Consider the following 21,349-nt stretch of genomic DNA (forward strand, 5'->3'; position numbering starts at 1 on the left):
CCTCAGGCTTCCTCGATGGTGATGGTGCAGGCGCCGTTGCGGCGGATCGTCTTCATGTCGGCCTGCGCCCTGTCGAGATCCTCCGCGACGATGCGCGCGCAGACGTTGGCCTTGATCCAGCCGAACGGCATCAGCAGCCGTCCACCCGGGCCGTAGAACAGGCCGATGTCGTAGAAGTCGCCGGGCGGGAGGTCAGCCACGCTGCCGGCCGGAAGATAGGCAAGGACGATGTCGCCGACGCCCGGATAGGAAGTCGCACTCTCCTCCGGAATCGGCGGGCGGGGCATGTCGGCGGGCAGCAGGCCGGCCGGCATCGGCACGGAGATTTCCGGGCCGGTCCACATCGCGTGTATCGCCTCGAAGCTCGCCCGCCGTGCCGCCAGCTCGCGCAGGAAGGCGGAGGAGGCCGGCGCCTGGTCCTCAAGCAGGAGGCAACGAGCAGAGAGGCCCGATTGTGGCTCGACGAAGCGGATATGGGTCATCGATTCGCTCCTGCCGCCATGGAGAGATACTCCTCCTTCTGGAGCGCGATCGGCATGTTGCCGTTCTGCCAGAGATAGTCGTGGAAATGCCGCAGGTTGAACCGGTCGCCGAGCCGGGTCCGCGCCTCGGCGAGGAAGTCCAGGGTCTGGAGCTTGCCGATCTGGTAGCTGATCGCCTGACCCGGCGCGGCGGCGAAGAAGACCGCTTCCTCCTCGGCCGTGGCGCGGTCCATCGGCACCGCCGCTTCGAGATAGTCGGCTGCCTGGCCTATGGTGAACGCGCCCAATGCCAGCTTGACGTCGACCTCGACGCGCAGCGCCCGGAGTCTTGCGAAGCTGTAGATGATCTCGCGGGTGCGCGGGGAATCGTCGAACAGCCCGGCCTGAAGCATCATCTCCTCGGCATAGAAGCCGGTGCCCTCGTTGGCGGCGCTGTCGTAATAATGGCGGCGAAGCGGATTGGGGTGCCGCCAGCTCATCGTCAGCTGCAGGAAATGGCCCGGCACGCCCTCATGGACGATGATCGGGCGCGGATCGCGGGTGATCGAGAGGTTGAAGAAGCCGAGCGACGGCGACGGCTCGGGCAGGTAGACGGTCGCGTTCTGGCCCACCCGCGCCTGGCTGGTGAGATCGAAGGTCCGCCCGAGCCAGCCGATCGGCGCGAGATAGGCCGGAAAGGCCATCGCATTGTAATGTCCCGCCCAGTCCGGCACGGTGAGCAGATTGTGTGTGCCGAGAAAAGCGCGGACCCGTAGTTCGTCCGCATCGAGCCGGGCGATCACGGCCTCGATCGACGGCCCGATCGGCAGCTCGGGCGCGCCGCGGTTGCGATTGCCCTCCAGCTCCTGGAACTGGACGGTGCGCGCCCATTCCTGCCGGCCCATGATCAGCAGCTGCTCGGGCGTGTAGGGATAGAGCGCGACCCGTTCGAGGAAGAAGCGGTAGCTGTCGCGGCCGACCGCGGTCTCCTGCGACAGGCCCTGCCGGCGACTGTTGAGGAAGGTCCGATAGCCGTCGAACGCGGCCAGCGCCCGTGCAATCGCTGTGCGCATGCGCCGGTCCTGGCTGCGCGTCACGAAGGACTGAAGGCCGGCCGCCATACCATTCAGACTGTCAGGGATTCGGCTGAGGCCGCTTATTGCGACATCGACAAAGGGGCCGCGCATGTCGTCGAGATTGGCCTCGCCGGCTGCGAGAGTCGCCGGAATCCGTTCCAGCAGGCGGATGACCGTCTCGATCCGTGCCCGCTCGACCGGGGGCGGCGGCAGCAATGCCTCGAAGATCGGGATCAGCGCCTGATCGACGTAGAATTGCGGCTGACGGCGCCAGGCGGCGACGTGATCGAGCTCCCAGCGCACGCGCGCCAGCGCCGAGCCGACGAGACGATAGTCGATCCGCTCGCTGACACTCTGCGGCGTCTCGCCCAAAGCCCGCCAGCGCGCCTCGAACGTGGCGATTTGCGCCTGCCGTGCCCGCACCGCCTCCGCCGACCAGTCCGGCGTCCAGCCGTCCGGCCGGACGATCCGGGGAATGTCGTCGCTGGTATTGGGCTGGGTACGGGCGCGCCACTGCCAGAATTCGGCGCCGAGATCCTGCACCGGCTGCGCGGGCGTTGCCGTGGCTGCCGCGAGCAGGCCGCAGACGAGGATCAGGCGCAGGAGCGTCAGCAGCATCTACCGCTCGGGCCTGAGGTGACGGTTGAAGAACTCGACCATCGTCTTGAACGCGAAACGGGTCTGCGGGAGATTGTCGCTCGCCCAGGCGTGGTTGGCGCCGGGCAGCGTCACCAGTTCGAACCTCTGGTTGTTGGCGATCATCCGCTCGGTGAGCGCGACCGTATCCGAATAGAGCACCACCGGATCGCGCGTGCCGTGAATGATCATCAGCGGATCGCGCATGCCCTGAACCTGGTAGAGTGGCGACTGCGCCTCGTAGCGGCCGGGCATGTCCGGTCCGTCGGGCGGACCCATGATCCACATCTGCGACGGATAGGCATGCCAGACGTTGGTCGCGGGCGCGCCGGCGATGCCGGCGGCATAGACGCCGGGCTTCTTGGCGAGCGACATGATCGTCATCAGGCCGCCATAGCTCGACCCCCAGATGCCGACCCGGGCCGGATCGACATAGCCTTCCGCGACCAGATAGCGCACGCCGCTCTCGAGATCGTTGATGTCGGTCTCGCCATAGCTGTTCAGCTGGCCGTGCGTATGGGCGCGCCCCTGTCCCCAGCTGCCGCGGATGTTGACGTTGAGGACGATATAGCCCTGGGCGACGAAATACTGGTCGAGGCCCCAGGTCGGGTGGGCGCGCCGCCCGCCCCACTGGTTGCGGACCGCATCGGAATAGATCGAGCCGACGATCAGCGGATAGCGCCGCGACGGATCGTAATTGGCCGGCAGGCTGAGGCGGCCGATCAGCCGGGTGCCGTCGACATGGCTCGGGAACTCGACATAGCCGATATTGGCCCAGGTCTGGCGGTAGAAGTCCGGCTGGGGCGAGCGCGTCACCTGCGTCGCGCGGCGGGGACGATCGAGGTCGATCAGGAACAGCTCGGGCGGCGTTGTGTCGTTGGTGAAAGAGCTCGCGACATGGCGAAAATCCGGCGACCAGATTGGCGCGTGGGTGCCGGGCGTCTCCGGGCTCACCCGCTCGATCGTGCCGCCCGCCAGCGCCACGCGATAGAGCTGCCGTTCGGGGAGATAGGATTCATTGGCGACGAAATAGAGCCGGTTGTTGCGCGCATCGACCTCGAAGAATTCGATCTCCCATTCGCCGTGCGTGATCTGGCGCGGCGCGCTTTGGGCGGTCTCCTGATGGTAGAGATGGAGATAGCCGTCACGATCCGTGAGGATGATGAGGCCGCGGTCGCCAGGCGCCCATGCAACCTGCCAGTCCGGCCGGATGTGGCGGGGGTCGCGCTCCTGGTAGAAGGTCTCGCGCGCGCCCGTCGCAACGTCGAAGACGTAGACCGTATGTTCCTTGACCTCCATGTCCGAGCTGTTGACGAACAGCCGGCGTCCGTCGTGCGACAGCCCGAAGCCCCAGATGTGATGCTTGTCGTCGGGCCGCTCGAAGAAGCGGGTCCGGAGCGAGGCGGGGTCGACGACGCCGATCCGCGCGCGGGTGGTCTCGTCGCCCGGGAAGGCGCGGATGACGCGGTTGTTCTGCAATTCGCCATGCGCGTAGTAGTAGATGTCGCGCTCGGGCATCGCCCGATCGTCCGACTGCTCGAAGACGATCGCGCGGCTGTCGTCCGACCAGTGGTAGCCCGAGACGTAGACCTTGGGATCGTCGTCGCCGACGATGCGGCGGGCAGCCGCGTCGCCGCGAGTGCCGACGTCCCGCGCCCAGAGGATACCGCCCAGCGTCACGCGGTTGCGCGGATCGACCGGATTGCCGGAGAGGAAGGTCAGCGTCCGCCCGTCCGGCGACACCGCCAGCCGGCGGATGGCGCGCTTGTCCGTCTCGACCTGGGCGACCGTGCCATCCGCCTCGCGGATGTGGAGCTTGCCGTCGAGAACGAAGGCGATCCGACCGCGATCGAGGAACATCGCCTCGGCGATGCCGCGCTGCTCGCTCTCCGGCCGGGCGTCGCGGCCGAGCATGGTCAGCCGAGTCCGCCCGCTGCGCCCGACCTCGTGAACCCAGATGTCGCGGAAGCTGTAGCCCTCGTCATTCCACAGGAAGAGGACGCGGCGGCCGTCGGGAGACCAGCTGGAACCTTCCGGCGTCGTGCCGACGAGGCTGCGATACTGGTAGAGCTCGTCGATCGACAGGCTCGTCCCGGGCACCGTCGCTGTCCCGCGCGCCGGGGCGTGGTTTGGCGCCCCGGCGCTCTGCGCCTCGGCATGGCCAGGGAATTGCAGGCCGAGGCACAGCAGGAACGCGGCGAAAGCGCGTACGAGGAGGCGGTGCGTCGTCATCGCTCAGTATCTTGTGGCACCGCCTCGCGGCTGTCGATCCATACGCATCCTCAGAAGTTCGCCGTGAAGCCGACCGTGAAGCGGCGGCCGATCGCGTCATAGGTCTGCCGTTCGAACAGCTGGAACGGCGGGTCGCGATCGAACAGATTGTCGATCGTGCCGTAGAAGCGGAACCGCTCGCTGACCCGGACGCTGACGCTGAGATCGAAATAGTGGATGTCCGGCGTCGACGGCACGGCGAGCAAGGGCGGCGCCGAGCCGGTCGAGATCGCCGCGGCGATGCGACCGTCCTTGGCCGAGCCGATGAAGCGGTGGCGCAGCGACAGCTCGTAGTCGTCGATGCTCCAGGTCAGGCGCTGGGTGAACCGCCAGTGCGGATTGGCGCTGCCGCAGCTGCCGCCGCCGATATAGCCCGCGCAATCGATCGGATTGAGGACCGGGCTGCTCGTCGTCTCGTTCTCGAAGAGATAGGCACCGGCGAGGAAGTAGGCGAGGCTGCCGTAGCGGCCGATATTGTGCCGGTAGTCGAGCCGGAAATCGATGCCGGACGCGGTGATCTCCGCGATATTCTGGTTGAGCAGCGGCACGTCCTGAAGCTGGCCGTCGGGCGTGCGGGTGCGAAGCGGCGCGCAGAACGGGTTGCTGAGCGAGAGGTTCGCACGGCAGGCGTTGATCGTCGGCTGGAGGCCGCCGCCAAACACCGCGATCGCGTCGCTGATCTTGATGTTGTAATAGTCGACGGTGATCTGCAGGTTCGGCACGAAGTCCGGACGGATCACCGCACCGACCGACCAGGTGTCGGAGGTCTCCTCCTGGAGATCGGGGTTGCCGCCGGTGATGGCGCGGATCTGGACGTTCTCCTGCTGGAACACGTCGATGATGCTCGCCGGCACGCCGAGCTCCAGGCAGAAGGCGCGTTCCGCGGCGGTGCGGGTCGGTGTCGCGTTGCAGAAATCGGTGGCGAGCGGCGCCGTGTTGGTCGCGCCCGAATAGAGCTCGGTGATGTTCGGCGCGCGCACCGCCCGCTGGTAGAGGCCGCGGAACTTGAGGCCGCGGAAGGGCGAATATTCCCCGCCCATCTTGTACGACACGACGGAGCCGGCGGTCGAGTAATCGGAGTAGCGAACGCCGCCCTCGAAGGCGAGCAGCTCGACGCCGGGCCGGTTCGCGAGGATCGGAACGTAGATCTCGCCGAACACCTCCTTCACGTTGTAGCTGCCGCCGGTCGGCTGCAGGCCGGCCGAACGCGAGATCGCGTCGCCGAGCACGTAGAGCTGGTCGGGCTGGAAGCGCGCGGATTCGCGCCGATATTCGGCGCCGATCGAGATGCCGACATCGCCGGCCGGCAGGGTGAAGAGCGAGCCGGTGATCGTGCCGCCGATCTGGGTCTGGCGGACGCGCGTCTGGTTGACGAGATCGACATTGTAATAGGCGACCATCTCCGGCGTCAGCGTGTTGAGGCCGAACGGATTGATGACGACACACTGCGGATCGCGATTCGCGCAGCGGGTGGGATCGGTCGGATCGGTGAGGAACATCGCCGCGAAGCGGTCGATCAGAACGCCGCCGCCCTGCTCGTCGGTCAGGTCGTTCTCGCCATGATTGAAGAACACTTCCCAGTTCAGCCGGTCGGTGAGGCCACCTCTCAGGCCCACGACGGCGCGCCAGAAGTCGCGCGTCTGATCGCTGGTGCGCGGGCCGGATTCCAGCACCCGCCGGTTGATGTTCAGCGGCACCAGCCCGTTGCCATCCGGATCGAGATTGGTGCTGAGGAAATCGCGCAGCGAAGCGGGCAGATAGGGATTGCGCAGATCGAGCTGGAAACCGGGAATGAAACCGGAGCTGCTCATCGGCAGCGCGCCCAGGGTCGAGTTCACCCGGGAGCGTGCATAGGTGCCTTCCCAGAAGAGGGTGACGTCTTCGGCGACGTCGAAGCGGCCGAGCACCGCGCCCTGGATGCGCTCCAGCGGCAGCTGCAGATTGTTGTACGGCCGGTCATTGAAGCCGTCGCTCGTCCGGTAGGCGCGCCAGCCCTCCGGCGCGAAGAAGATGCCTTGCGTGCCGATCACATTGCCGAACTGGTCGCGCCGCCCGACCAGCGAGGGCGAGAAGATCGTGCCCTGCGGCGTCACCGCGTTGCCGCCGGGGACCAGCACGCCGACACCGTTCTGCACCGCATCGACCAGGAACAGGGAGGCATGGTCACGCGCCGACGCGAACACCTGAGCGCGATCGAAATAGTTGGCGTAGAAAACGATGTTGCCGCGGCCGTCGGCGAAATTGCCACCGACGGTGAGGTCGAAATTGTAGCGGGCCGCGTCGCCCCGGCTCGAGATGCCGGCCTGGGCGCCGATTTCCAGCCCTTCGAAATCGTCCTTCATGACGAAGTTGACGACGCCGGCCATCGCATCCGATCCGTAGACTGCCGAGGCACCGCCGGTCACGACGTCGACCCGGCTGATCAGCGCCGGCGGGATCAGATTGATGTCGACGACGCCGTCCTCGCCCGAGCCGACGACGCGGCGACCGTTCATCAGCACCAACGTGCGCACCGTGCCGAGATTGCGCAGGTTGACGGTCGCGGTGCCGTTGCCCGGATTGTTCGACTGCGAGCCGAAGCCGGCGACGAATTGCGGCATCGAGTTCAGAATCTGCTCGGTCTCGTTCGCAGCGGTGAGCCGGATCTCCTCTTCGCCGATGACGTTGACCGGACTGTTGGAGACCACGTCCGGCCGCGGGATGCGAGAGCCGGTGATGACGATCGATTCCTCCTCACCCCCGGAAGCGATCGCCGTTTCGGCGGCGACCGACTCATCGGCGGATTGCGCGAAGGCGGGATGGGCGGCCAATGCCGCGAGGAGAATGGCGGAGCCGCCCTGCAGAGTCTTCAGTCTCGCCAAAGCCCGGTTCCGTTCCATGCTCATGCTCCCTCCCGTCGCAACATTTCATTTTGAGTGAAGATACGTGTGATTTTGAGCATAATTGGAAAGCCGGATCAAGCGGGTTCGACACAAAAGTGAAAAATTGACGTATCTCAGGGAATTGGTTTGCGCAGGTGCCGCCATCCCAAGCATCACTTCATTGATTCTCATGTGATTTCGGTTGCTGGACAACGAATGGGCAAGACCCCGTCATGCCGCAGAGGCGGTCTCGCGATCGCGATCCTGCCCGTGGGCTCATCCGGATGCACGAACCCAGATTGGCTCGACCGTCGAAAGGCGGCCGCAGACTGTGCCCCGAATCACCCGATTGACCTGCGCGACAAACTCAAACAATGTGCAAAATCATATGAATCGTGCCTAAAGTCTATCTGCCAGGAAGGTTATCCTGTGGGGAGCGAGGACGGAGCGCGCAGGAGCCGAGCGATTCGCGCGGAGGAACAGGGAGAGTGGGAATGGGGAAGCGGTCAGGATGGTTCGTCGCTCTGGCATTGGGTTGCACGGCGCTTGTTCCAGGCGCCGCCTTGGCCGAGGCGCCTACACAGGCATCGCAGCAGCCGGCCGGGCCGCCGAACGGGCCGGGCAGCTATGACGAGTTCGTCGCCCTGTTCACCGAATTCCATGTCTGGCGCACCGAGCGGCCGGCCGACGGCGTCGTCGACTACAGTCCCGTGGCGGTCGAGCGGCGTCGGGAGCAGCTCAGGGCGTTTCAGGCGCGACTGCCGGGCTTCGCGGTGGCCGGGTGGGATCGGCACCGCCAGGTCGACTGGCTCGCGGTCCGCGCACAGATGGACCTCGAGGACTTCACCCTCAACGTCACCAAGCCCTGGGCGCGCGATCCCGGCATGTACATCGATGCGCTCCAGCGCCTCGCCTATACCGAACTGCCGCTCCAGGGCGCCGAGCTCGCCGCCTTTCGCGCGCGCCTCCAGCGCATCCCCGCCTCTCTCGACCAGGCCCGGATCAATCTCGATTCGGTCGCCGGCGACTATGCCGATCTTGCCCTCCACAGCCTCTCGAACGGCGACGGCGTCGGCCACGGCATGCCCTATCGCGCGGTCGAGCCCGCCGGTCTGATCGGCTGGTTCGCCGATCTGCGCGGCCGGGCCGAGCGGCAGCAACCGGAGCTGGTTGCCGACATCCGGGCGGCCGAGCGGGCGATCGGCGCGTTCCGCCAGTGGCTGACCGCCAGCCGACCGCGGATGACCGCGCAGGCGGGGGTCGGGCACGTGGCCTATGACTGGTTCCTGACCAACGTCCGGCTGATGCCCTATACCTCGGACGAGATCGTCGTGCTCGCCCGGCGCGAGCTCGATCGCCTCTGGGCCTTCTACACGACCGAGCGGCATCGCAACCGCAACCTGCCCGAGCTCCAGATCGCGCGCTCCGGCGAGGAATATGAGGCGCAGCTCGCCAGCACCGATGCGATGATCCGCCGCTGGCTGGTCGAGGAGGAGATCCTCACCGTCCCCGACTACATGCCGCGCACCTATCAGGAGATGGGCTTCAACGCGCCATGGATCGTCCGCCCGAACGGCCCGATGTTCTGGGAACAGGTCCAGTTCCGCGACGCCTCGCCCGACCATCTCCACGCGACCTTCCCCGGCCACCGCTTCGACGGCCACGCCGGACGCCGCGTCCAGCACCCGATCCGCGCCCATATCTCGGACAGCGGACGCACCGAGGGCTGGGGCTTCTATCTGGAGGAATCCGCATTGCAGCTGGGCCTGTTCGACGAACGGCCGCGTACCCGCGAACTTATCTACATCTTCGGCCTGTTCCGCGCCGCCCGCACGATCGGCGACGTTAGGATGCAGCGTAACGAGATGAACGTCGCGCAGGTGATGAACTTCTGGAAGGAATGGACGCCCTATCTCGACGACAATGTCGCCCGGGTGGATGCCGGCATCTATCTGCGCCGGCCGCCGGGCTACGGCATGACCTACACGATCGGCATGATGCAGCTTCAGCAGCTGCTCATCGACCGCCGCCGCCAGCTCGGCGAAAGCTTCGTGCTCAGGGATTTCCACGACTATCTGATGAACACCGGGCGGCTGCCGGTCTCTCTGCTGCGCTACGACCTCACCGGCCATGACGACGAGATCAGCCGCTTCTGGGCCCACCAGCCGCTCTCGGCGCTCACCCGCGACTGACCGATCTTTCGGAGATGCAACCTATGAAATGGCCTGCACAGCGGCTGAAGGACAGCTCGAAGAAGAGCTTCGGCATGTACGAGCAGGCGCTGGCCCTGGAATCACAGGGCCTCGACCTCATCCATCTCGAGTTCGGCCGTCCGCACGCCGATACGCCCCGACACATCAAGGAGGCGACGAAAGCGGCGCTCGACGCCGGCATCGTCCACTATGGCGACTTCCGCGGCACCCGCGGCTTTCGCGAGGCGCTGGCCGGGAAGCTCCGCGACTTCAACCGGCTCGACTACGGCATCGACGAGATCCTCGTCACCAACGGCCTCACCCACGCCTCGTTCGCCGCATTCATGGCGGCGATCGATCCCGGCGACGAGGTGATCCTGCTCGATCCCTATTATCCCCAGCATGTCGGCAAGATCGAGCTCGCGGGCGGCCGCGCCGTCACCGCGCCGCTCGACGCGGAAAACAATTTCGCCATCTCGAAGGCGGCGATCGCGGCGAAGATCACGCCGCGGAGCCGCATGATCGTGCTGGTCAACCCCGCCAACCCGACCGGGCGGGTCTATGCGCGCGAGGAGCTCCAGCACATCGCGGACCTCGCCATCGCGCACGACCTCCTCGTCCTGTCGGACGAGGTCTACGAATATATCACCTACGACAAGGCGAAGCATGTCAGCATCGCCAGCCTGCCGGGGATGCGCGAGCGGACGATCACCTGCTTCGCCTTCACCAAGGCCTATTCGATGGACGGCTGGCGGGTCGGCTACCTCGCTGCGGACGCGACGCTCATCCCGGCGATCCTGCGCATCGTCATGACCGACGTCACCCATGTGAACGTCTTCGCCCAGGAAGGCGCGCTGGCGGCGGTCACCGGACCGCAGGAGCCGATGCAGGCGATGGTCGATGCGGACCGGCGCAAGCGCGACGTCGTCGTGCGCGCATTGAACCAGATGCCGGGCGTCACCTGCCGCGCGCCCGAGGGATCGATCTACGCCTTCCCCGACATACGCGGCACCGGCCGCAGCTCGGCGGACCTCGCCACGGCGATTCTGACCGAGGCCCATGTCGTCACCGAGGCCGGGTCGTTCTATGGACCCGGGGGCGAAGGGCATCTGCGCATCTGCTTCGGCTCGGAATCCGAGGCGCGGGTGACCGAGGCGATGGAACGGCTCGGCCGATTCTTCAATCGTCTCTAGAACACCAAGCGGCAGCAGGAGGGGTGAACATGATCGGCAAGGCTCGGCTTCCCGCGGCGATGCTCGCGCTGTTGTTCCCGGTGAACGGCATTCCGCTCCAGGCGGCGCAGCCTCCCGCAGCGACACCCGCGACGAACCAGCCGGTGCCGGCGGGCCATCAGGCGCTCGTCTCGCTCTACCGGGAGTTCCGCGCCTTCGTGCCGCCGGCGATGCGCGATGGCGTTCCTGACTATTCTCCGGCGGCGATGGCGGCCCAATATACCGGGCTGCAGCGCTTCATGACGCGGCTGCGCGCGATCGACGACAGCGCCTGGCCGGTCCCCGACCGGGTCGATTACATGCTGGTTCTCGCCGAGATGCGCGGGCTGGAATTCCAGCACCGGGTCGTCCAGCCGTGGCGGCGGGACCCGGCCTTCTACAGCACCACCAATCTCGGCTTCGGGCCCAAGATGCACGGCGCGTTCAACATCCCGGCACTGCCCATCCGCGCCGATCAGGTGGCGCCGCTCGCCGTGCGGCTGAACGCGGTGCCCGAGGCGCTGCGCCAGGCCCGCGCCAACCTCACCGATCCGCGCGGCGATCTCGCGCGCCTCGCGATCCAGCAGAAGCGGATCGAGGTCAACGTCTTCACCCGGCTCGCCGAGGATGCGCGCACGCATCATCCCGAGCTCGTCGCACCGGCGCTCAGGGCCCGCGATGCGGCGGCTGCCTTCCTCGCCTGGCTGGAAGGCATCGAGGCGTCGCTTCCCGCCCATGCCGGCGTCGGGCGCGAGAATTACGACTGGTATCTGCGTCACGTCCTGCTGCTCCCCTATACCTCGCGCGAGATCGAGACGATCGGCGAGCGCGAATATCAGCGCATGATCGCGTTCCTGCGCATCGAGGAGCACCGCAACCGCGGCCTGCCCGAGCTGCCGATGGTGCGCACCCGCACCGAATTCGACGCCAAGCGCGCGCGGGAGGACGACAGCCTGCTCGCGTTCCTGCGCGACGGCGAATGGGTGACGATCCCCGACTATGTCCGGCACGATCCCGAGGAAGGGCCCTACATCCTGCCGGCGGAGCGCGATCCGAGCCGCCCCGGCCTGTTCGAGAATCCCGAGGGCGTCCATTTCTTCTTCCAGACCGAGTTCCGCGACGGCCTGCCACTGCGCGCCCACAACCTGCCCGGCCACGCCTTCGACCAGCTCCAGGCGGAGCGCGACGCCCGGCCGATCCGCGGCCAGCGCCGCCTGTTCTTCGTCGACGGGCTGCGCAACGAAGGCTGGGCCTTCTATCTCGAGGAGATGATCCTGCAGGCAGGCTTGCTCGAGGATCGCCCGCGCACGCGCGAGATCGACTATATCCTCGGCGCCAAGCGCGCGGCGCGAGTGCTCCCGGAGCTGCGCATGCAGGCGAACGAATGGACCTGGGCCGAGGCCAATGCCTCGCTGGTCCGCCGCACGCCACGCTGGATGCATCCCGGCGACGCGATCGCGCAGTTCGACATCGAGCTCTACCTGCGCCAGCCCGGCTACGGGATCGGCTATTATATCGGCAAGGTGGAGCTGGAGCGGCTGCTCGCCGAGCGCTCGATGCAGCTCGGCGACGGGTTCGACATCCGCGCCTTTCACGACCAGTTCCGCGCGGCGGGCGCCCTCCCGATCTCGCTCATCCGCTGGGAGATGACGGGCCGGGACGACGAGATTCGGGCGATGCGGGACGGATTTCGGAACGCCGGCACAACAGCAGCAAGCGGGGATTGAGGTCCGGCTAGGCCCTCGGCCAGGTGCCCAGCCTGTGCCCGGCGCGGATCGCCGCGTCGCGGGCGCCGGCATCCATGCCCTGCCGCGCCGAACGCGTCGCCGCCGTGCGCTCCGGACCCGCTTCGGCCGGGGTGCCGTTGCGGAAGGGCGGCGCGGGCGCATATTCGAGGATGAGCTGGACGCGCCGGGCGGCCTCCTCGTCCTTGAGCTGCGCCGCCAGCGTGAGGCCGAAATCGATGCCGGCGGTGACGCCGCCGCCGGTCGCACGGTTGCGATCGATCACTACCCGGCGGTCGACGTGACGGGCGCCCAGGATCGGCAACAGATCGGTGGTCGCCCAGTGCGACGTCGCGTCATAGCCGTTGAGGAGGCCCGCCGCGCCCAGCAGCAGGCTGCCGGTGCACACGCTGGTCACCCAGCGCGCGCGTTCGCCGCGGTCGGCGAGGAAGGCCAGGACCTCGGGATCGTCCATGCAGGCGGTGGTGCCCATGACGCCGCCCGGCACGCAGATCACGTCGAGATCGCGCGGGCATTCGGCGAAGCTCTGCGTCGCCGCCATCGGCACGCCGACGTCGGTCGGCACCGGCCCCTTGTCCTTCCACACCAGCTGGACGTCGCAGCGCAGCACCTTGAAGACGGTCATCGGCCCGACGAGGTCGAGCGCGACCATGTTCGGATAGATGAGGAACGCGACCTTGGGCGCGTCCGCAGGCAGCGGCGGATGACGGTGCGGGGACGACTGGGCCGCGGCCGGCAATGACGCCCCCGCAGCGAGCGCGGCGCCCGCTCCCAGCAGCGCGCGACGATCGATGGAATCCGTCATCTCAATCTCCCTGAAAGGTCTGGCGGCCCATCCGGATTCGTGCGTCGCCCGGCAAGCCCCGCCCGCCGGATTGGCCGAAACAGTCAGCGCTTCGTCCGATCGAAGCAGCCGGTGGGATCAACCGGGCTCACCGTCCTCGCCTGCGCTGCGTCGATAGTCGCCAGGCGTGGTGCCCATCATCTTCCTGAAGGCATGGGTCAGATGCTCGCCGCTCGAATAGCCGGCGCGGCGCGCGATCGTCTCGATCGGCAGGGTCGATCCGGTCAGCCAGCGACGGGCCGCCTCAAGCCGTGCGGCGACGATGAAGCGCTGCGGCGACATGCCGATCTCGCGCGTGAAGGACCGCGAGAAGTTGCGCTCGCTCATGGCGAATCGACTGGCCACCGCCGCCACGGTCGGCCGCCGGTCGAGGCTCGCGAGAATCCATTCCGCCGCCTTCTGCACGCGTGGCGACACCGCCGTCTGGGCGCGTAGCTCCGCACTGACCTGCGGCTGGTCGCCCGGTCGCATGTGCGGCAGCACCATGACGCGGGCAACCGTCAGCGCGAGAGATTTGCCGTGGTCCTCCTCGATCATGCTGAGCGCGAGATCGATGCTGGCGATCGACCCCGCCGCCGTCAGGCAGTGGCCGTCGCGCACGAACAACGCGCCCGGTTCGACCCGGGCGGCCGGCACCTCCTCGGCCAGCACGTCCGCGATGCGCCAATGCGCCGCGCAACGGCGGCCGTCGAGAAGGCCGGCCTTGCCGAGGAGAAAGGCGCCGCTGCCGAACGAAGCGACCCGCTTCGCGAGCGGCACGGCGGCGCGGAGCCAGCGGAGGATCGATGTGTCCGTGGCCAGCTCGCGCATGTGAAGGCCGCCGATCATCGCGATGGTGTCAAAGTCTATAGCAGCCGGCTCGGGGAACGCCTCTGTGACGAGCGCGACGCCGCAGTTGGTCCTTATCGTGCCGCCGGCGGGAGAATAGGTCCGGATCTCATAGGGCGGAGGTCCGCCTTCGAGGCCGCGCTGACGGATGAACTCGCGGTTGGCATAGCCGAACGCCTCGGCCGGTCCGGCGAGGTTGAGCAGCACCGCATCGTCGAACGCGACCATCGCGATCCGCCGTGTCGCTTGCGGGCCCAACGTGGTCACGCGCCGGTCCTTTTCATCCGCCCAATCTGCGCGGTGACCGGAAGGAGCGCAATCTCGTCCGTTAAAATCGGCCAGCTTGGCCGATCCGCACGGACAATGGTCCGATCCGTGCAGCCCCGCCGCGTCGACAGCGGCGCACCCGCCGCCCTAGCTTGGCGCGTCACTTCGGAGCGTCGCGCCATCGTCAGCATTTCCGCCTCGACCCGCCCTGTGCTGCCTGAGCCTATCGCCCAGGGACCCTGGAATGCAGTCCGGCCCGGCCAGCGCGGCTGGCTTGTGGTCGTGCTCACCCTGCTGCTGATCCTCTCCTTTCTCGACCGCAACATCCTGAAGCTGCTCGTCGATCCGCTGCGCCGGGATCTCGGCATCACCGACCTGCAGGTGAGCCTGCTCGTCGGCCTCTCCTTCTCGATCCTCTACTCGCTGTCGTGCATCCCGTTCGGCCACGCCGCCGACCGGCATTCGCGCCGGTCGCTGATCGGCGGCGCCGTCTTCCTGTGGTCCTGCATGTCGATGTGCTGCGGGCTCGCCGGCAATTACTGGCAATTGTTCGCGGCCCGCGCCGGACTCGGCATCGGCGAGGCGGCGCTGCAGCCCAATGCCGTCTCGCTCATCCGTGACAGCTTTCCGCCGGACGGGCGGGCGCGGGCGTTCAGCATCTTCGGGATCGGCCCGCTCGTCGGCAGCGCCTTCGCCATGCTGATCGGCGGTGCGCTGTTCGCCGCCGCCGAAGCGGGCGCGTTCGATGCCGTCCCGCTGCTCGGCGGCTTGCGCCCGTGGCAGATCGCACTCGTCATTCCGGGCATGGCCGGAATCGTCCTCGCGCTGCTCGCCTTCACCCTGCGCGAGCCGCCGCGACCGCCCCGAGGAGGGGCGAGCGGGCCGACGTTCCGCGACCTGTTCGCGCATATGGGCCGGCGACGGCGCTTCTATCTGTTGCTGTTTGCCGGCCCGACCTTGTGGTCGCTCGCCAATAGCGGCTGGAGCGCATGGATGGCGGCGGGGATCGGCCGCACCTGGGGCCTCAGCCCCGGCGAGATCGGCGCGACCGCCGGCCTGATCGGCCTCGTCTGCACGCCGATCGGCCTGATCAGCCTGGGATTCCTGATCGACCGGCTGACCCGGCGCGGCAACCGCGACGCGATCTTCCACGTCACCTTCGCCGTGCAGGCGCTGCACATGCTGCCGGCGATGGCGATTTTCCTCGCGCCTTCGGTCGAGGCGATGTGGATCGCCTATGCGGCGGCGGCGCTGATCGCGAGCACGGTGCAGATCCTGGGCTCGGCCGTGCTGACCGAGATCACGCCCAGCCACCTCGTCGGCAAGGCCGCCGCGCTCTACAACATGGTCCAGAACTTCCTCGGTCTCGCGATCGGCCCGACCATCTTCGCGCTGACCGCCACCGGGTTCAGCGGCGAGCGCGCGATCGTGGCCGCGATGATGCTCTGCTACGCCCTGTTCATCGCGCTCGCATCCGGGGTGATCGCCTTGCTGATGCACGAACGGCGGCGCCTCCGGGACACAGAAGGACATGTCGATGGCTGAGCAGGCCAGCCTGATCCATTGCGACGTCGATCTCGACGCGCCCGGCAAGCAGACCGGATTCCTGCGCCTGCCGCACTCGGTCCATCGCTCGGCTTATGGCTGGATCCCGATCCCGATCGTGACGATCGCGAACGACGACGGGCCGACCGTCCTGCTCGTCGCCGGCAATCATGGCGACGAATATGAAGGCCAGATCGCGCTCATGGACCTTGCCCGCATGGTCGCGCCGGACGATCTGGCTGGCCGGCTGATCATCCTGCCCGCGATCAACTTCCCCGCCGTCATGGCCAGCGCGCGCGTCTCGCCGATCGATGGTGGCAATCTCAACCGCGAGTTCCCCGGCAATGCGCTCGGCACACCGACGCAGATGATCGCCCATTTCGTCAGCAGCGTGCTGGCGCCGCGCGTCGATCATTGTCTCGACGTGCATTCCGGCGGCACCTCGCTCGCCTACGACGCGGTCCTGCTCAGCGGCCCGCCGCCAGTAGATCTCGAAGCGCGCAATCGGCAGCGCGCTTATATCGAAGCGATCGGCCTGCCCTCCACTTTGGTCTTTCGCGGCGGCGGGGTCACCGGCGGGCGCAATCTCGGTGCCGTGATCCGGGCTGCAGGCGGCACCTCGTTTGCAGCCGAGATCGGCGGCGGGGCGCATGTCACGCCCGCTTCGGTCGCGACAGCCAAGGCGATGCTGCGCCGCTATCTCACCGCGACCGGCGTATGGCGCGGCGCGCCCGCCTCCGAACCGCCGGCCGCGACCCGGTTCCTCGCGAACGGCCCGGAGGACTATCTCTATGCGATGGAAGCCGGCCTGTTCGAGCCGCTGGCCGGGATCGGCGACGAGGTCGATGCAGGCCAGCCCGCGGCCTTGATCCATTTCCCGGACACGCCCTGGCGCGCCCCGGTCGAACTCGCCTTCCCGCGTTCGGGGATTGTGGTGTGCGTCAGGCCGCTGGCGCAATGCGTGCGCGGCGACTGCCTGTTCCAGACCGGCGCGCCATGGCCGGACGCGTTCGCCTAGGCTCGGGCGGGCCGATAGGCCGGGCGCAGCGTCATCGCCGCAAAGCCGGCGACGGCGATCGAGACGATGAAGATGCCAAACGGCCACGCATAGGAGCCGGTGAGATCGTAGAGGTAGCCGGCAATCGCCGGGCCGGCCGCGCTGCCGACCATGTAGGTGGTGGACAGCACCGCGATCGCCCGGGTCATTGCCCGCGGGCCGAAGCAATGCTTGGCGAGGACCGGAAGGCTGACCATGAGGCCGCCCTGGGTCGGCCCGTAGACCACGGCGAAGAGCAGGAAAGTCGAAAGGCCCGCCACCGGAAAGGCGAGCGCGACTCCCGCCGACAAGGCAAGGCAGCAGAGGCCGATACCGCGGGTCGAGAGCCGATCGAACAGCCACCCGAAGCCGAGCTTGCCGAGATTGCTCATCACCATGATCGCCGAGAAGCCGATCGCGGCGATCTCCGCGCCCAGATGCACGTCGCGGTCGAGGAAGATGACGAGATGGGCGCTCATCCCGTGATCGACCATGCCGATCAGCACGCTCACGAAGGCCGCGACGAGGAAGAAGCGGGTGAAGCGGATGTCCCTGAAAGCCGGCGCGTCGCCATAGTCCGCCTCGGCCGCCAGTTTGGCGACCTCATTCCCCTGCGAGGCGTGTTCGCGCGCACGCCACAGGAACAGCGGTATGGCGACGAACCAGATGACGAGACTCATCAGCGCGCCGGCGACGCGCCAGCCATAGGCCTCGGTCAGCAAGGTCGTGCTATAGGGGATGACGACCCCGGCCGCACTGACGCCGGTCAGAGCGATGCCGAGGGCGAGGCCCTGATTGCGGGTGAACCATTGCGAGACCAGCACCTTCATCGCCGTCATCACGCCAAGCGCGCTGATCCCGAGCAGGACGCCGATCAGGTAGAGCATGGGAAGACTGTGTACCTCGAGCAGCATCAGCAGCGCCGCACCCGAGAGGACCGCGCAGGCGATCGTCACCTTGCGGATGCCGTAGCGATCGACCAATGGCCCGGTGAGATAGGCGGCGACCGCGCCCGCACCGAATTTGAAGGTGGTGAGCAAGGCGACGTCGCCGCGCGACCAGCCGGTCTCGTCGATGATCGGGGCATAGAGCACCGGCACCATGATCGCCGGAATGCCGAGCGCGGCGAACAGCATGACGAACGCGCAGGCGACGTTCCACCAGCCGTCGCGGCCATCGTCCGGCGCCTCCGCCACCGTGCCGACACCCGCCTGGGCCGTTGCCATACGCCGCTCTCCCGTCAACGCGTCCGCCTGCCGGTGCCGGTTCGGCCTGTCTCGGGCAAGCGGGTTTGTCGTTGCAATAAATCAGACGTCTGATTATATCAATCGGGAAAGCGCCCCTGCTGCCCCGAAGAAGGAATGGACCCGCGCATGTTCGCCGATTTGGCTCCGCCGCCGCCCGACCCGATCCTGGGCATCGCCCAGATCTTCAGCGCCGATCCTGCCACGGACAAGGTCGATCTCGGCATCGGCATCTACAAGGACGAGAGCGGCGAGGCGCCGATCCTGGCCAGCGTGAAGGCAGCGGAGGCCTGGCTGATCGAAACCCAGAAGAGCAAGCGCTACCTCTCCTCGGCCGGCAATCCCGACTATAATCGCCTGACCCGCGCCCTTCTGTTCGGGGAGGGCAGTGACATTTTCGAGCGCGCCCGCACCATCCAGACCCCGGGTGGCACCGGCGCGCTGCGCGTCGCGGCCGATTTCCTGAAGAAGCTGCGGCCGGAAGGTGCGCGCGTCTTCATCCCAGATCCGACCTGGGCCAATCACAACCTGCTCTTCACCACCGCCGGCCATCAGGTCGTCGTCTATCCCTATTACGACGTCGCCAGCGGCACGCTGCGCTTCGACGAGATGATGGCGGCGCTGGCCGGCATCGGGCCCGGCGATATTGTCCTCCTCCATGGCTGCTGCCACAACCCGGCCGGCGCCGATCCCGATCCCGCGCAATGGGCGGCGATTGCGGACCTGCTGGAGCGGACCGGGGCGACGCCGCTGGTCGACCTCGCCTATCTCGGCTTTGGCGAAGGGCTGGAGGCGGATGCGGCGAGCACCCGCCTGCTCGCGTCGCGCCTGCCGGAGATCATCGTCGCCAGCTCCTATTCGAAGAATTTCGCGCTCTACCGCGACCGCGCCGGCGCGCTCAGCCTGATCGCGAAGACCCCGGCGGAAGCCGACCGCGCCCACGCCCATCTGCTGCCGGTCGTGCGCGCCAATTATTCGATGCCGCCCGATCACGGCGCGGCTGTGGTCGCGCATATTCTCGGCGACACCGTCTTGCGCGCACAGTGGGAGGCGGAGGTCGCCGCCATGCGCGCCCGCATCCACAGCATGCGCGCCTGCCTGTCCGATCAGCTCGCCGGCAGCAACGCCCGCGATTATGACTTCATCGCCCGTCAGCGGGGGATGTTCGCGATGTTGGGGTTGGCGCAGGATGTCGTCGAGCGCATGCGCGGCGAACATCGGGTCTATGTCGGCACCGGCGGGCGGATCAACATCGCCGGGCTTACCGAGCGCAACGTGGCGCACGTCGCCGCGGCCATCTCGGCCATTTGAGGCGGCCATGGCTCAGGGCGCCCTCTCCAACGACCAGCAGACCCAGCTCGGCGCGCTCTATGCCGAGATGGCGCCGGCGAGCCTGGCACCGCTGTGGGAGGTGCTCGCCGCGCTCGTCACGCCGGAGCCGACCTCGCCGGCGCGGGTCCATCGCTGGCGCTACGACGTGGCGCGCGATTATCTGCTGCGCGCCGGCGACCTGATCAGCGCGGCGCAGGCGGAGCGGCGCGTCCTGATCCTCGAAAACCCCGGCATGCCGGGCGCGGCCTCGATCACCACCAGCCTCTATGCCGGACTGCAGCTCATCCTGCCCGGCGAGGTCGCGCCCTGCCACCGCCACAGCCAATGCGCCCTGCGCTTCGTGATGGAAGGCGAAGGCGCCTTCACCGCGGTCGACGGCGAGAAGGCGGTCATGCGGCCGTTCGATCTGGTGCTCACCCCCGGCGGCCAGTGGCACGACCATGGCAATCCGACCGACCGGCCGATGATCTGGCTCGACGGGCTCGATATCCCGACGGTGCGCCATTTCGACGCCAGCTTCGCCGAAAAGCTGGACGAAGAGGCCCATCCGCCGACCGTCGCGCCGGGCGACAGCCTGAATCGCTACGGCCGCAACCTGCGTCCGCTGAAGGGCAGCAGCGCCGACCGCCGGCCGGCGCACCAGCCCTTGTTCCACTATCCCTATGCCGAATGGCGGCCGGCGCTCGACGCGCTTGCGGCCGCGGGCGATCCCGACCCGCATCTCGGCCACGCGCTTGAGTTCCTCAATCCGGCCGACGGCGGCGCGATCATGGCGACCATCTCGGCCCATGTCCGCCTGCTCCCCGCCGGCTTCGAGACGAAGCCCCGCCGATCGACCGACGGCACGGTGATGGTGGTCGTCGAAGGCCGCGGACAGGCGCGGATCGGCGACGAGACGCTGGGCCTCGCGCCGCGCGATGTCGTCGCCATCCCGTCGTGGAAAGAGGTCGTGCTGAGCGCGGACAGCGACCTCGTCCTCTTCGCCTATTCCGACAAGGCCTGCCAACAAAAGCTCGGCCTGTACCGCGAAGAGAACGGTTAGGCATGATCAGCTTGGCTGGAAACACTTCGTCATTGCGAGCCCTTCGACGCCGCCTGCGGCGTCGCTCAGGATAAACTGCTGCTGCGCAGCAGCGAAGCAATCCAGTGCAGACTCGGACGCAGCCTTGATTGCTTCGTCGCTTCGCTCCTCGCAATGACGATGCAACTTAAGATCGCGTTTGGGCGGATCAGCTCGCTGCGGCCCGCCGCTTCGGTTTCTCGTCCCCCGCTTCTTCGGACACGATCGGCGCGCGGGTCACGTCGTTGAACCTGTCGACGAACTTGCCGAGCAGGCCCAGGAACTGCTCCGCCTCGTCCGGCGTGAAGGCGGAGAGGGCGATCTCCTGTGCCCGTGCCGCGGGGCCGCGCAGGCTCTCCAGATGGCGTTCGCCCTTGGCAGTCAGCACGATGATCTTGCGGCGGCGGTCCTGCGGGTCCTCGACCCGGACGACGAGGCCGTCGTCGGCGAGCTTCTTGACGACGAGGCCGGTGGTCGAGCGGTCGAGCCCGACCTTCTTGGACAGGCCGATCTGATCGAGGCCCTCGCAATGGCGCAGGATGGTCAGCACGCCATATTGGGTCGTCGTTGCGCCGATCTCGGCGCTTTCGGACATGAACAGCGAGACGCTGATCTGATGGGCGCGGCGCAGCAGGAAGCCGGGCCGTTTGTAGAGCGCATCGAGGCCTTCGCCCCGCTTCGTGTCCCCGTCACGCTTGCCCGTCAAAGACCGTCCCCTGCTGTTGATCCGTGCCTGTTCC

General features: G+C 67.6%; 15 protein-coding genes. 7 read left to right on the forward strand and 8 right to left on the reverse strand.

Annotated features, from left to right (window positions below; all coding sequences use genetic code 11):
• Positions 1 to 2: 2 nt before the first annotated feature.
• Genes RCO27_RS09715 through RCO27_RS09730 form a run of 4 tightly spaced genes read right to left on the reverse strand, consistent with a single transcriptional unit; the run spans position 3 to position 7,323 of the window.
• The gene (locus tag RCO27_RS09715; RefSeq protein WP_309002476.1) at positions 3 to 482 is read right to left on the reverse strand and encodes a DUF3830 family protein; all 480 of its coding nucleotides are present in this window, start codon (positions 480 to 482) and stop codon (positions 3 to 5) included.
• Complete coding sequence (locus tag RCO27_RS09720) at positions 479 to 2,155, reverse strand: DUF885 family protein (protein WP_309002477.1); 1,677 nt, start codon at positions 2,153 to 2,155, stop codon at positions 479 to 481. The genes RCO27_RS09715 and RCO27_RS09720 overlap by 4 nt, the downstream gene beginning before the upstream one ends.
• Positions 2,156 to 4,405 (reverse strand): prolyl oligopeptidase family serine peptidase, encoded by a 2,250-nt coding sequence (locus tag RCO27_RS09725; protein WP_309002478.1) that lies wholly within the window; start codon positions 4,403 to 4,405, stop codon positions 2,156 to 2,158.
• 50 nt (positions 4,406 to 4,455) lie between these two features.
• Complete coding sequence (locus RCO27_RS09730) at positions 4,456 to 7,323, reverse strand: TonB-dependent receptor domain-containing protein (RefSeq protein WP_309002479.1); 2,868 nt, start codon at positions 7,321 to 7,323, stop codon at positions 4,456 to 4,458.
• A gap of 476 nt (positions 7,324 to 7,799) precedes the next feature.
• Between RCO27_RS09730 and RCO27_RS09735 the strand changes: the two genes are divergently transcribed.
• From RCO27_RS09735 to RCO27_RS09745, 3 genes are read left to right on the forward strand one after another with little or no spacing between them, the layout of a single operon-like run.
• Positions 7,800 to 9,497 carry a DUF885 family protein gene (locus tag RCO27_RS09735; RefSeq protein WP_309002480.1) on the forward strand — a complete coding sequence of 566 codons (1,698 nt, stop codon included), beginning with the start codon at positions 7,800 to 7,802 and terminating at the stop codon, positions 9,495 to 9,497.
• A 23-nt stretch (positions 9,498 to 9,520) separates the two neighbouring features.
• On the forward strand, positions 9,521 to 10,690 hold the full coding sequence (locus tag RCO27_RS09740; protein ID WP_309002481.1) for a pyridoxal phosphate-dependent aminotransferase: 1,170 nt from the start codon (positions 9,521 to 9,523) through the stop codon (positions 10,688 to 10,690).
• 29 nt (positions 10,691 to 10,719) lie between these two features.
• A complete protein-coding gene (locus tag RCO27_RS09745) occupies positions 10,720 to 12,435 on the forward strand; it encodes a DUF885 family protein (protein WP_309002482.1) in 1,716 nt (571 codons plus the stop codon).
• Between the two features lie 7 nt (positions 12,436 to 12,442).
• Here the strand turns inward: RCO27_RS09745 and RCO27_RS09750 are convergent, their stop codons facing one another.
• Together RCO27_RS09750 and RCO27_RS09755 are read right to left on the reverse strand one after the other, a co-directional pair.
• A complete protein-coding gene (locus tag RCO27_RS09750) occupies positions 12,443 to 13,258 on the reverse strand; it encodes a DJ-1/PfpI family protein (RefSeq protein ID WP_309002483.1) in 816 nt (271 codons plus the stop codon).
• A gap of 117 nt (positions 13,259 to 13,375) precedes the next feature.
• Positions 13,376 to 14,392: a helix-turn-helix domain-containing protein gene (locus RCO27_RS09755; RefSeq protein ID WP_309002484.1), complete on the reverse strand. Its 1,017-nt coding sequence runs from the start codon at positions 14,390 to 14,392 to the stop codon at positions 13,376 to 13,378.
• A gap of 210 nt (positions 14,393 to 14,602) precedes the next feature.
• Between RCO27_RS09755 and RCO27_RS09760 the strand changes: the two genes are divergently transcribed.
• Together RCO27_RS09760 and RCO27_RS09765 are read left to right on the forward strand one after the other, a co-directional pair.
• Positions 14,603 to 15,937 (forward strand): MFS transporter, encoded by a 1,335-nt coding sequence (locus RCO27_RS09760; RefSeq protein WP_309002485.1) that lies wholly within the window; start codon positions 14,603 to 14,605, stop codon positions 15,935 to 15,937.
• Positions 15,930 to 16,955 (forward strand): succinylglutamate desuccinylase/aspartoacylase family protein, encoded by a 1,026-nt coding sequence (locus RCO27_RS09765; RefSeq protein ID WP_309002486.1) that lies wholly within the window; start codon positions 15,930 to 15,932, stop codon positions 16,953 to 16,955. The genes RCO27_RS09760 and RCO27_RS09765 overlap by 8 nt, the downstream gene beginning before the upstream one ends.
• On the opposite strand, the gene RCO27_RS09770 is transcribed toward RCO27_RS09765, so the two are convergent.
• A complete protein-coding gene (locus tag RCO27_RS09770; protein WP_309002487.1) occupies positions 16,952 to 18,199 on the reverse strand; it encodes an MFS transporter in 1,248 nt (415 codons plus the stop codon). The genes RCO27_RS09765 and RCO27_RS09770 overlap by 4 nt on opposite strands.
• Positions 18,200 to 18,346: 147 nt before the next feature.
• Here RCO27_RS09770 and RCO27_RS09775 point away from each other — a divergent pair, with 147 nt between their 5' ends.
• Complete coding sequence (locus tag RCO27_RS09775; protein WP_309002488.1) at positions 18,347 to 19,528, forward strand: amino acid aminotransferase; 1,182 nt, start codon at positions 18,347 to 18,349, stop codon at positions 19,526 to 19,528.
• 7 nt (positions 19,529 to 19,535) lie between these two features.
• A complete protein-coding gene (gtdA, locus tag RCO27_RS09780) occupies positions 19,536 to 20,591 on the forward strand; it encodes a gentisate 1,2-dioxygenase (RefSeq protein ID WP_309002489.1) in 1,056 nt (351 codons plus the stop codon).
• Positions 20,592 to 20,778: 187 nt separating this feature from the next.
• Here the strand turns inward: gtdA and RCO27_RS09785 are convergent, their stop codons facing one another.
• Positions 20,779 to 21,315 (reverse strand): MarR family transcriptional regulator, encoded by a 537-nt coding sequence (locus RCO27_RS09785; RefSeq protein ID WP_309002490.1) that lies wholly within the window; start codon positions 21,313 to 21,315, stop codon positions 20,779 to 20,781.
• Between the last annotated feature and the right edge of the window lie 34 nt (positions 21,316 to 21,349).

Source organism: Sphingosinicella sp. LHD-64 (assembly GCF_031157375.1).
Classification (GTDB): Bacteria; Pseudomonadota; Alphaproteobacteria; order Sphingomonadales; family Sphingomonadaceae; genus Allosphingosinicella.